Source organism: Snodgrassella sp. ESL0304, from assembly GCF_013344995.1.
GTDB lineage: Bacteria > Pseudomonadota > Gammaproteobacteria > Burkholderiales > Neisseriaceae > Snodgrassella > Snodgrassella alvi.
This window is the reverse complement of sequence record NZ_JAAEDR010000012.1, coordinates 433904-446803: the sequence shown is the minus strand read 5'-3', so window position 1 is coordinate 446803 and position 12900 is coordinate 433904. Positions and strand designations below refer to the sequence as shown.

General features: G+C 41.1%; 12 protein-coding genes. 8 read left to right on the top strand and 4 right to left on the bottom strand.

Going from position 1 to position 12900, the window contains the following annotated elements; translation table 11 throughout:
- Positions 1-87 precede the first annotated feature (87 nt).
- From ylqF to GYX91_RS05585, 8 genes are all read left to right on the top strand, one after another.
- On the top strand, positions 88-1011 hold the full coding sequence (gene ylqF, locus GYX91_RS05620) for a ribosome biogenesis GTPase YlqF (RefSeq protein WP_174830170.1): 924 nt from the start codon (positions 88-90) through the stop codon (positions 1009-1011).
- Between the two features lie 53 nt (positions 1012-1064).
- Positions 1065-1655, top strand: a complete 591-nt coding sequence (locus GYX91_RS05615; RefSeq protein WP_174830169.1) for an SMC-Scp complex subunit ScpB — start codon at positions 1065-1067, stop codon at positions 1653-1655.
- Between the two features lie 10 nt (positions 1656-1665).
- The gene (locus GYX91_RS05610; protein WP_174830154.1) at positions 1666-2703 is read left to right on the top strand and encodes a pseudouridine synthase; all 1038 of its coding nucleotides are present in this window, start codon (positions 1666-1668) and stop codon (positions 2701-2703) included.
- Positions 2704-2940: 237 nt separating this feature from the next.
- Positions 2941-3432 carry a PAS domain-containing protein gene (locus tag GYX91_RS05605; protein WP_232335786.1) on the top strand — a complete coding sequence of 164 codons (492 nt, stop codon included), beginning with the start codon at positions 2941-2943 and terminating at the stop codon, positions 3430-3432.
- Entirely contained in the window at positions 3429-4178 is a 750-nt protein-coding gene (locus GYX91_RS05600) for a phosphate/phosphite/phosphonate ABC transporter substrate-binding protein (RefSeq protein WP_174830153.1), read from the top strand. The genes GYX91_RS05605 and GYX91_RS05600 overlap by 4 nt, the downstream gene beginning before the upstream one ends.
- 150 nt (positions 4179-4328) lie before the next feature.
- Entirely contained in the window at positions 4329-5282 is a 954-nt protein-coding gene (locus GYX91_RS05595) for a tRNA-dihydrouridine synthase (protein WP_174830152.1), read from the top strand.
- Positions 5279-6085: an RNA methyltransferase gene (locus GYX91_RS05590; RefSeq protein WP_174830151.1), complete on the top strand. Its 807-nt coding sequence runs from the start codon at positions 5279-5281 to the stop codon at positions 6083-6085. Before GYX91_RS05595 ends, GYX91_RS05590 begins: the two co-directional genes overlap by 4 nt.
- Before the next feature lie 140 nt (positions 6086-6225).
- Positions 6226-7815, top strand: coding sequence for a YdgA family protein (locus GYX91_RS05585; protein ID WP_174830150.1), 1590 nt, complete (start codon positions 6226-6228; stop codon positions 7813-7815).
- 85 nt (positions 7816-7900) lie between these two features.
- Here the strand turns inward: GYX91_RS05585 and mutL are convergent, their stop codons facing one another.
- The 4 genes from mutL to GYX91_RS05565 all read right to left on the bottom strand — a co-directional run bounded on the left by mutL (position 7901) and on the right by GYX91_RS05565 (position 12806).
- Positions 7901-9823, bottom strand: coding sequence for a DNA mismatch repair endonuclease MutL (gene mutL / locus GYX91_RS05580; RefSeq protein ID WP_174830149.1), 1923 nt, complete (start codon positions 9821-9823; stop codon positions 7901-7903).
- Positions 9824-9864: 41 nt separating this feature from the next.
- On the bottom strand, positions 9865-10509 hold the full coding sequence (locus GYX91_RS05575; protein ID WP_084554406.1) for a DedA family protein: 645 nt from the start codon (positions 10507-10509) through the stop codon (positions 9865-9867).
- Positions 10510-10803: 294 nt separating this feature from the next.
- Entirely contained in the window at positions 10804-11970 is a 1167-nt protein-coding gene (locus GYX91_RS05570) for an NAD(P)-dependent alcohol dehydrogenase (protein ID WP_174830148.1), read from the bottom strand.
- A gap of 92 nt (positions 11971-12062) precedes the next feature.
- The gene (locus tag GYX91_RS05565; RefSeq protein ID WP_084565693.1) at positions 12063-12806 is read right to left on the bottom strand and encodes a glucose 1-dehydrogenase; all 744 of its coding nucleotides are present in this window, start codon (positions 12804-12806) and stop codon (positions 12063-12065) included.
- Between the last annotated feature and the right edge of the window lie 94 nt (positions 12807-12900).

The following is a 12900-nucleotide window of genomic DNA, read 5'->3' as shown; positions in this document are numbered from 1 at the left end:
CGCATTATGCGTTATTCAGGCAGCCTGATGTCAGGCTGCCTGAATGTTTTCAGTTTTGATATTTTTGATTTCAGACAAGGACAGTTTATGGCTATTCAGTGGTACCCCGGGCATATGAACAAAGCCAAAAAAGTCATTGCCGAACGGATAAAGAGCGTGGATATGGTAATTGAAGTGCTGGATGCCCGCCTGCCTGCTTCCAGTGCCAATCCTTTGCTGGCAAAACTGTCCGGGAATAAACCAAAATTAAAAATTCTGAATAAGCAGGACTTAGCTGATCCCGAGCGCACAGAGTTGTGGCTGGCTGATTACCGTTCCCAGCCCAATACTAATGTCTTGGCACTGGATGCATCAGAAAAGCAGGCTGCTAACAGAATTATTGCGGCCAGCCGTGCACTGGTTCCTAATCGCTACGGTTTGGACAGACCTCTGAGAGTGCTTATTTGCGGTATTCCCAATGTAGGTAAATCTACCTTAATTAATGGCATGCTGGGTAAACGCAGTGCTAAAACCGGTAATGAACCGGGTATTACTAAGGCTGAACAGCGACTGATACTGGCTGATGATTTCTGGTTATACGACACGCCCGGAATGTTATGGCCGAAAATTATAGTTGAGGAGGCCGGTTATAATTTAGCTGCCAGTGGGGCTGTGGGTCGCAATGCCTTGGATGAAGAGGTGGTAGCACTGGAATTACTGGATTATCTGCGCCGGCATTATTTGCCATTACTACAGCAACGCTATCAGGCTGACCTGAGCGAAAGCCCGCACTGGCTTGATGATCAATGGTTAGAATGGGTAGGTAAAAAGCGTGGTGCATTATTAAGTGGCGGGCGCATTGATTACCAGAAAGCTGCTGAACGCCTGCTGACCGATTTTCGTGACGGACTAATCGGTCGTATTACATTGGAAACGCCCAATCAGTGGGCAGTTTGGTTGAAAAAAGGTCAGCAGCATGAAGCACAGCTTAAGGCAGAACGGGCAGCCAGAAAAGCTGCGCGCAAAGGTTAATCTTTATAGATTATTTAAAACGGATTTCAATTTAAGTATAGAAATATATGACTATGAATCAATCTGTTTCTATCGATGCATTAATTGAAGCTGCATTGCTGACCCAAAGTGAGGCATTAAGTGAAAAAACTTTGTCTGCTCTTACTGAACCACCTTTATCATCAGATGAGTTAACCAGCATACTGCAAGCACTGCAAATACGCTGGCAGGAAAGGGCACTTAATCTGGTGCATAGTGCTGAGGGCTGGCGCTTTCAGGTTACTCATGCGGCTTATCCCCGTTTGGCCAGTCTGGATGTTCAGCGCACCCCCCGTTATTCCCGGGCTGTACTGGAAACACTGGCCATCATTGCCTACCAGCAGCCGGTAACGCGAAGTGATATTGAGGCTATCCGTGGTGTTGCTGTCTCAAGTAATGTTTTACAAACATTACAGGATCGAGGCTGGATAGAAATTATCGGACAGCGTGATAGCCTGGGACGGCCAAATTTATGGGCTACCACAGCTGGCTTTCTGAGTGATTTGCAGCTGGAAGATTTAAGCCAGTTACCACCATTAACAGAATTGGGTGAACTTGTCTTACCTGATTTAAATGAACCTGCCGTAGATCAGTCTACCGCAGAAGAACTGTCTGAAGACAGATAGGAGTATATGAATGAATCAAGCCAAGAAAAAATTAACTAAACGTCAGATACGTGACGGAGTAGCCAGTAAAAGCAATAAACATGTTTCCGGGCGGCACTCTGGCAATAAGACCAAATCAGCTCTCAGACAGCAAAATAATACTGGTGGTAAAGCGGATAGTTCTGTAATTACAGCTAATACAAAAACGAAAGTTCAGCGTGCCAAAAAACTGGTGCAGCGTACGCCTAATCAAGAAATTCAGCAACGGGCACGGATGTTGAAAGAACAGCGTATCAGTCTGGAAAAAATGGAACCTGTAAGACTGCAAAAAGCTCTTGCCGCTTCTGGTGCCGGTTCAAGACGGGAAATGGAGCAGTGGATTAGTCAGGGGCTGGTACGTATTAACGGTAAAGTGGCTCAATTGGGAGACAAAATCACGCCGGATGATGAAGTCAGTGTGCGCGGTTCTGCTATTAATATCAAATGGCCGGATCGTTTGCCGCGCATTATGGTTTATTACAAACAAGAAGGTGAAATTGTCAGCCGTGATGATCCGCAGGGAAGGGTCAGTGTATTTGACCGATTGCCTCAGACAGCCAGCAGTCGCTGGGTAGCCATTGGTCGTCTGGATATCAATACATGCGGATTATTGATATTAACCACCTCCGGCGAACTGGTTAACCGGTTTGCTCATCCGAGTTTTGAAGTAGAACGCGAATATGCTGTTCGTGTTCTGGGTGAACTGAGTGAAGAACAGAAACAGAGTTTGCTCAATGGTGTCGAACTGGAAGATGGTATTGCTCAGGCTCAGCATCTGTGGGAACAGGGTGGCGAAGGAGCGAATAAATGGTACAACATCATCATTAAAGAGGGTCGCAACCGAGAGGTAAGGCGTTTATTTGAAAGTCAGGGGCTGACCGTAAGCCGTCTGGTTCGTGTACGTTTTGGACCGATTGCTTTACCAAATAGGCTGAAACGTGGTCAGTATTACGAACTGAATGAATTTGAAGTAGCCAATGTTATGAAATGGGCTGGTTTATATCAGTCTGAGTCCTCAAAGAAACGGTAAATATAGAGCTTTTTGGAGGTGATAGATGTCTCAACTGTATGTTATATCTAATTAATCAGTGTATATTTTTTTTTACATTAAGTTGAATATTGATTGATTCGTGTCAATAAATAGTGTCTTTTTTTACACAACCTGATTAAATGCTTTGTGTTCTTTTGCTAATCGGCGCAATATATATTGCAAATTAATTTTTGCATTATTTGCTTGGTTGTCCACATTCAAGAAAATGGAGTCATAATGATTTCACCAATGAAAGTGCCAGAAATCGAACACCGCACATTTGAATTGACACATTACGATGGTGTGAAACGCACGGTATATTGTACTGATGTAGAAACAGAGTTTCCTGATGGCTGTCTGATTACTTCCAGAACAGATCTGAAGGGAATTATTACTCATGCAAATGAAGTGTTTGTACACATGAGTGGCTGGTCGCGCGATGAACTGATGGGTGCCGAGCACTATATTTTACGCCATCCTGATATGCCCAAAGTAGCTTATAAAGATTTGTGGGATACTGTAGAGCAAGGAAAGAAATGGCATGGCTATGTAAAAAACCTGCGTAAAGACGGTGGTTTTTACTGGGTTTACGCTACGATAGTACCTAATATCCGCGATGGTGTTATTGAAGGCTATACCTCTGTACGACGTAAACCTTCCCGCAGTAAAGTATTAGAAATGCAGGCATTATATGAAGGCCTCATGAAAGAAGAGCGGGGTGACTCATGACAATCAATTTTTTAATTGCCCCAGACTTTCCTCCTGAATACTATGCCGGCTGGCATTTTCTTAATACTCGCCTGCAACGGCTGATTGATGCACCGGTGCATTTATCTATGGCCAGCAATGCTGAAGAAGAACAGCAGGAAATTGATAAGGATAATGTTGATATTATCTATGCTAATCCGTTCAATGCTTCCAAGCTTATTCGCGAACTTGATTATTTGCCGGTGGTAAAGCCCGTCAATTGTTTTGATGAGATGATTATTGCCAGTAGTGCAGACAGTGAGATCAAGTCACTTGCAGATATCAAACCCGGTATGTCAATTCTGTGTACAGAGAATTACGATGTTAAACTAATTGCTTTGCGACTGTTGGAAGCCGTTGATATAGATGAAAAAGATTTAACGTGGATTAAAAGTGAATCTTTTGCAGCTGTTGCCCGCGGACTGATTCAGAAACAGGGTAATATTGGTTTATTTATGTCCTCTGCCTATCATAAATTAACTGCTATTACACGTAGTCGCTTAAATCTGTTAATTGAAAGTAAAATCAATGATTTATATCATTTGATTTTATTGCATCCGCGTAATGCAGAAATGCTGGAAAACTTACAGAATGCATTCAGTACCATGCGTGATACTCCGGCTGGTGAAATGTTGCTGGAGGACTTGGGTTTAAATGACGGCTTTGAAGTATTGAAAAAAGAAGATGTTGAATTATTAATCGATCTGATTGAAACATTACGCGATTAAAGCTTTTAAAAGCAATTTTATTTTATAATTGTCGACGCAACTTGTTTATAAAACGAGTTGCGTTGTTTTTTGATTTAAGTAATTGTAATTTGTGTGAGCTGTATTATTTTGCAAACTAAAAGTACTGTACCAAAATTATTTTTGGCGCCTATGCAGGGTTTAATAGATGCGCCAATGCGCGATCTGCTAACACGCATTGGCGGATTTGATGTTTGTGTTACCGAATTTGTGCGCATAACTCATACCATTCATGGTCGCTCTATCTGGCTGAAATATATGCCTGAACTGGCAAATAATAATCAAACTCAGGCCGGTACTGCTGTGGCCGTACAGATATTAGGAAGCGATGCAGAAAATATGGCACTGAATGCTCAAAAAGTGGTTGAACTGGGGGCTACACATATTGATTTGAATTTTGGTTGCCCGGCTCCTACTGTTAACCAGCATCAGGGTGGTGCAGTTCTCCTGCAATATCCGGATAAAATTGAACAAATAGTAGCCAAAGTACGCAAAAGCCTGCCAGATAAATTTATGCTGAGTGCCAAAATGCGTCTGGGTTATGAAAATAAAGATCTGGCTCTAGATTGTGCACAGGCCATAGAACAGGGTGGTGCACAGCAGCTAACCGTACATGCACGTACAAAAAGCGAAGGATACCGGCCTCCCGCTCATTGGGAATGGATAGGGCGTATTAATCAGGTAGTTCGTATTCCGGTTATTGCCAATGGTGATGTATTTACACTGGCTGATTATCAGAAAATCCGTGCTGTTAGTAATTGTAAAGATGTTATGCTGGGGCGCGGGGCAATTCAATGTCCGGATCTGGCACGCCAAATTGCTGCCTATAATCATGGGCAAGTAATATCTGCACTATCATGGCAAGAAATTCTGCCGTGGATTAATGATTTTTTTAATAGTTGCTGTGATAAAGCTGCCGAGGGTTCTGCTTATCCGGTATCCAGACTAAAGCAATGGCTGGGCATGCTTAAATTAAATTACCCTGAAGCCGGAAAGTTATTTACCCAGCTGCGTACTTTAGCAGCCGTTAATCAAATCAGTCAGGTTCTTAATCAGCAATTAGAAGAAAGCCAGAATATTGTATGAGTTATAAAATTATACAATCTGCCAGTAATAATGAGCTAAAGCATTTGTCCAGATTAATTGCTCAGTCTCATTACCGCCGTCAGCATCAGCTTGCTGTACTGGAAGGTGTTCATCTGATTGAAACATTCATTCAGGCAGGATATTTAATTCAGACATTATATTTACCGCAACAGCGTATTCATGACTCGGAAATTTCTGATTTACTCGCAGCGATTCCGGCACATCAGGTTGTACTGGTTGCCAACAATCTGCTGGATAAAATCAGTGATTTAGTTAATTCAAGAGAACCTGTGGCAATAGTGAAGTTACCGGAGGTTGTATCTGCATCAGATATTCAGGATGTTATTCTTTTAGAAAGAGTACAGGATCCCGGTAATACTGGCACCATTTTACGCAGTGCTCTGGCTGCCGGTGTTCATAATATTGTACTGAGCAAAGACAGTGTCGATGTCTGGTCACCCAAAGTATTACGTGCGGCAATGGGCGCGCATGCCTATTTGAATATACAGACTGTTTCCGATTTAACAGCCTGGTGTACAGATTATGTCTATCCGTTGTATGCTACGGCATTGAGTCCTGAGTCGCATAGTCTTTATACATTAAATCTGAACGAACCTGCCGGCTGGATATTTGGCAATGAAGGAAGCGGGCTGAGTGCAAAAATGCTACAAGCTGCTTCCAGACTCGTAATTATTCCCATGACCGGTCAGACTGAATCTCTTAACGTGGCTATGGCTGCAACTATTTGTTTATTTGAACAACAGCGGCAGCGGCTTCAGGTAAACACCCTACCAAACAATTAATATTTTTATTTTTCGGGTCTGATTTGCAGATACCGGAATGAAACCAGGGCAGTTATCAGCAGCAAACCCGGCGGACAAATGCTCTGTTTGATGTTATCCTGCTAATCTTGCAGAACGTAGATATATAAGACATTTCAAGCATGAATAAACGTATTGTAACGATTGTTGCTGCCTTAGTGGCGGTTGTATTACTGATTTTACTGGGTTTGCCATATTATCTGGGTATTAAAGCCCAGCAAAGTCTGGACGAACAGCGTGCTTTACTTGCCAAAAATTCTTTTCTGCTGATTGAAAAGCAGAACTATGAACGCGGCTGGTTTAGTTCAACAGAGACTATGCAGATTCGCTTTAAACCCAGTTTTTTTGCCGGTGTACAGCAACAGTTACCGGATAATGTACGCACGGTACTGCAACAACCGATTACTTTGGTTAATCATGTCCATCATGGGTTATTTGCCGGTAGTATTCGTCCTGTACGGGCTCATGTAGAAACTGAGCTGCAGTTCACGCCTCAGGCAAAACAGATTCTTGATCGTTTTTTTGGTCAGAACGCGCCACTACAGCTTGAAAATACTATTAATCTAAGTGGAAGCGGACAAATACATGTTGTAATTCCGAAATTCAATTATGAAGAGTTATCCGGAATTAAAATCAATTGGCAGGGGCTGGATTCAACAATTGATTATGCTAAAGATTTTAATAGTTATGATAGCCATACTGTCAGTCCCGGCCTGGATGTGATTCTGGCGACTAAAGGACATGCGTCTTATCAGGATTTAAAGCTGAACAGCCATACAGAACATGGTAAAACATCACTGGCTTTAGGTAATAGTGATCTGAGTATCAAAAACATTACATTTACATGGAATGATGCATCTGATAACAGTATCCGTTTAGATCAGCTGGTTAATCTGGTAACTAATTTGCAGATAGGTGCATTTATTAGTCCGGCTGGTAGCAGTATTCCTGCCAAAATTAACATTCAGGATCTGAAACTGGCTACTTCTACTCAGGAAAAAGATCAGTGGATTAATAGTAATGGTAAATTTGGTTTTGCTAAATTAGAGTATGGCAATGATGTTTATGGTCCGCTGGATATTGATGCATCTGCCGAACATCTGGATGCAGCCAGTCTGGTGGCGATCAATAACAAAATTACTCAGTTATCAACTCAGAATCTGAATAATGAGCAACTTCGCGCAGCAATTGTATCTGCTGTACGTAATGAGGGGCAGGGACTGTTTACTCATGACCCGCTTATTAAACTGAACAGTTTTAAATTGCAAATGCCGCAGGGCTTAATAGATATACATGGCAGCCTTGGTTTTAAAAACCTGCTTGCCTCTGATATGCAGCAGTTTGGATTAATGCTGAACAAAACTGAGTCAGAGATGGACTTTGCCATTCCTCAGGCGGTAATGGAAAATTTTGCCATCAGTCAGGCGCGTGCCTTTTTTACTGTGGATGCCAGTGCAGGGGGGCCGGAAGCTCTTGAAGATATTGATCAGACAATCCGCTTGATGATTGATAGTGCGGTTAAATCCATGCAGACCAAAGGCTATATACAGGTCGACAATGGGGTTATTAAAACTCATCTGAAATTATTGGGCGGCAAGCTTTATCTGAATGGCAAAATGTGGAATACCGAATCAGAACCTGAGCCGGATTATGCTGAATTACCGGCAGCGTCTGAAACTGCTTCTATCCCTCAAGCTGCCACTAATCACTAACTACCATTAGTATAAAACCTCTTAATCTTGCTGATTAAGAGGTTTTTTATTAATTCATATATCAAATTTTAGTATAGATAATTATTTATTGTCCTCTCAAAAATAAAGCATCCAAATCCTGTAAGCGAAGTTTTACCCATGTAGGGCGACCATGATTACACTGATTAGCACGTTCTGTATTTTCCATATCGCGCAGTAATGCATTCATCTCCGGTAAAGTTAATTTACGTCCTGCACGTACTGAACCATGACAGGCTAAAGTGGAAAGAATGCGGTTTTCCCGTTCCCTGATGACTTCGCTGCTGCCAATTTTCATTAAATCATCCAAAACTTCCTGTACCAGCAGCTTAATATCGCTTTTTACCAGCATAGCCGGTACGGTATGCACCACCAATTGCTGATGATTTTCAACCGAAATATCCAGACCATAATCTTGTAAAGTAGCAGCATATTCATTTGCCAGGGCAATTTCTTCATGGCTGGCATTAAAGCGGATTGGAATCAGTAATGTCTGACTACTTACTTTACCCGTTGCATCACGCTGTTGCTTCATTTTTTCATAATTTACTCGTTCGGCACTAGCATGCATATCGACCAGAATAAGTGCGTCTTCTGCTTGTGCCAGAATATAGATATCAAGTAGCTGGGCAATAGCATATCCCAGTGGGGGAACTATCGTTTCATTTGCCTGTATTGATTGATAAGTAGAATCTATACCGCGTACTTGCTCCAGGTTGGCCAGTTCATTATCAACTTCTGCTGATTGTGGGATACTGATTGTATTGTTTTCAAGTACTGGTTCTGATTTATATAATTCAGCATAAGTATTCAGAGCACTCTGTGATTCTTTTAAACTCAGATTGCGCTGAACCGGTGTATGGCTTCGCTGATATGGTGCCGGAGACTGTATTGCAGTATTGATTTTATTAGAACCAAATACTTGTTGAACTTCAGCCGGCTGTTTTTGCATAATATCTTTGAGTGCTGTTTCCGGCTGGGATACAGAGGTGGTATGGCTGGCATTCGTAGAAGCCAGACATTTATTCAAAGTATGAAATACAAGCTGATGTACAGCCTGACCCTGGCGGAAACGCACTTCAGTTTTGGTTGGATGGACATTTGCATCAACTTCGGTAGGCGGCAAGGTAAGAAACAGGATAAATGCAGGTGTTAAAGCCTGATGTAAAACATCGTTATATGCCTGTTTAACTGCATGCAGAATAATTTTATCCCGTACAAATCGCTGATTGACAAAAATATATTGCTGGCTGGTTTTACCATGTGTAAAAGTGGGTTTACTAATGAGTCCGTGTAAACGCATTTCATTGAGTTTTTCGTCAACACTCAGGCTGGCAGCGGTAAAATCTGCTCCCATAATGACTGAGCAGCGCTCTTGCAGGGATTGTGCAGGCAATGAAAGTATATTTTTATTATTATGCTGTAAACTGAATGCTACTTCAGGATGAGCCAGTGCCAGACGTTCTACCATGGTACGACAATGAGCAAACTCAGTTGCAGGAGATTTAAGAAACTGACGCCTTGCCGGTGTGTTGAAAAAAAGTTCAACTACATCAACAGTCGTTCCAGTGGAATGTGCAGCTGGTTTAACATCACTGAGTTTACCGTCTTCTGCGTAAATTTGAGTTGCGTGATTATCCAAATCCGTACGACTAGTCAGAGTCAGGCGGCTGACTGAGGCAATACTGGCCAGACCTTCACCACGAAAACCCATGCTTACTACCTTTTCCAGATCTTCCAGAGAACTGATTTTACTCGTTGCATGACGATGTAAAGCTAGCGGAATATCTGTCTTATCTATGCCCTGGCCATCATCAGTAACTGACAAACGTTTGATACCACCGGCTTCCAGCTGAATATCAATATGGCTGGCTCCCGCATCCAGACTGTTTTCAATTATTTCTTTCAGTGCATTGGCCGGACGTTCAATCACTTCTCCGGCAGCTATCTGGTTAATTAAATGATCGGGTAATACATGTATCTGACTCATAACATGCCTGTAATATCGTTATTAACAGCAGAAAAGAATATTTAATTTTGCTTTGAAGCTGCAAATCTGTGGCGCAGTATTTCTATAACAGCCGGCAATAGAGAAACAGCAATGATAATAATCAGTGCCAGAGAAAGATTCTGTTTAATGAATGGCAGATTACCAAAAAAATACCCGGCATAAGAAAACAGCACAACCCAGAGGATAGCACCAATACAGTTATAGCGTATAAAATGACCATAATGCATATGTCCCATTCCGGCTACAAACGGTGCGAATGTACGCACTATTGGCACAAAACGGGCAATGATAATCGTCTTTCCGCCATGCTTTGCATAAAATTCCTGTGTTTTGTGTAAATAAATTTGTTTGAATATTTTCGAATGCGGATTTGCAAACAGATGGGCACCAAATTTTTTTCCGATTGAAAAATTCACGGCATCACCGATGATAGCGGCAGCCAGTAACAACACAACCATAAAATGCACATTCATCTCGCCTATAGCAGCGATTCCACCGGCTGCAAACAACAAGGAATCCCCAGGCAGAAACGGAGTAACTACCAATCCGGTTTCACAAAAAATCAAAGCAAACAGAATTACATAAATCCATATTCCATATTGAGTCACAATAAATTGCAGGTGCTGATCAATATGTAAAATGAAATCTATCAGAGTTGAGATTATATTCATGAAGGATAGCAAAGAAATAAATGGTGGTATTTTAACGCAAAGCATTCGGAAACAGCAGGTATATGCATGCTAAAATTAAAATCATAATCATCAGCTCTTCCTTTCAGGCTGATTCTGACTAATTTACACTGATGAATATGCTATGAGCCAATATGTATACTCAATGCTGCGCGTAAGTAAAGCTGTACCGCTACAAAGTCGAAAAGTTCTACCATATTTTTCTTCAATGCTATATCTAATTTGAATGATTTATGACGCAATATCTTGTCTTTAATTGGCTAATTATATCTAAATTGTTGCGGTATCAATTACATAGCGAAATCGGGCTTTTTTAGCTATCACATCTTTCCATGCTTGATTGATTTGATTTGCGCTGATCATTTGAATTTGTGGACGTACTCCCGTTTTAGAACAGAAATCTAAAACCTCCTGAGTTTCAGGAATACCGCCAATCATTGAAGCATTAAAATTTACCTGTGAATATGACATCACAAAATTGCTAATATTGAGCATAAAATCTTTACCCATTCCAACCACTGTAAAATAACCAAATGGCTTCACAGTTGCTCCATATTGTGCCGCATCAAACTGTTCCGGAACTGTAGCAATCATATAATCTAATTTGCCCTTATATGGTTGTAATTTACTGAGATCATCAACCACAATCACTTCTTCTACACCAAGTTGACGGATGTCCTGTTCTTTTTCAGCAGTGGTTGTAAAGGCATAAACTTTGGCACCTTTAGCAATTGCAATTTTTACCGCTAAATGCCCTAAGCCACCAATACCTACTACGCCGACTTTATCTCCTGATTTAATTTTATATTTCATTAGTGGTGAATATGTAGTTATACCAGCACACAATAATGGCGCTGCTTCTGGTAAGCTAATATTATCGGGAATATGTACTGCAAAATGGTCGCGTACAACAATGTGTGTAGAATAACCACCTTGTGTGATTGTGGTTGGTTCACGGCTGTCTGGATTACCATAGGTAAATAACGTTTTATCACAATATTGTTCTAACCCATTTTTACAACAATCACACTCCAAACAAGAATCGACCATACAACCTACACCCGCACGATCACCTACTTTAAATTTGGTCACATTTTTTCCTACAGCAGCAACAATGCCTGTAATCTCATGACCCGGTACTTGCGGATAGGTCTGTTTGCCCCAGTCACCTTTTTGTTGATGAATATCTGAATGACAAATACTGGCATATTTGATTTCGATTAAAACATCATTATCTCCTACAGGTCGGCGTTCAAACTCCCATTGACCCAGTTCTCCGGATTCATCAAAAGCGGCATAGGCTTTGGTTTTTACATTACCACCTATATAGTGATAGGCACTTGGGTCTGATGCTTGAGCGGAGTGAGCCGAGGATATACCTGCTCCGATAGTAGGAGATAATTTTGAATTATGACGATCAGAAAATAAAATACTCATAATAAAATCCTTATCCATTATCTAAAAATGAGGTCGATTTTTTAAGTTTGTTTTTTAATAATTATTGTTAGAAGGAGTGTTTAAAAGTAGAACTAATGGATAGTAAAACCACCGTCTACTACTAATGCATGACCATGCACAAAACTAGCTTTAGAACTACAAAGCCAAAGCACCGCATCCGCAATTTCACTTGGTTTGCCAAGACGACCGACTGGTATATCACGTACTAAATCTTCACCTAATTTTGGATTACGTGTAACTAATTCTTCTAACATGGGTGTGGCAATAACACCTGGGCAGACTGCATTGATCCTAATATTTTTTGCTGCATAATCTAATGATGCGGTGCGGGTCAGACCAATTACACCGTGCTTGCATGAAATATAGGCTGCTTGCCCTGAGAAGGCGGTCAAACCACCTTGTGATGAGGTATTGACAATAGCTCCTTCTCCCTGTTTTAACATTTGCTCAATTTCAAACTGCATACAATTCCATACTCCTTTAAGATCTACTGCTACTGTACGATCAAATTCATCATTAGTAATCTCAGCCATCGGACGTTGTGGGGTTTGAATTCCTGCATTATTAAGAGCCGCATCTAAGCGTCCATAAGTTAACACAATCCATTCAATCATTTTTTTAACAGCATATACGTCAGACACGTCACACTGATATGCTACGGCATGATAACCAGCATCCACTAATTTTTGAGCTTGCTCATTAGGCTTTTTAATGTCAGCCATGATTACTGTTGCACCTTCTTTAGCAAAGGCTTCAGAGCAAGCCAGACCAATTCCCATTGCTGCACCAGTTATTAACGTGATTTTGTTTTTCATGGCTTATTCCCTCTTGTTAAGTAATTAAAATAAATTGTAATCCTCTAAATTATTCCTTAAAATGAATAAAATAAGAAAACACAATTCCAAAAAA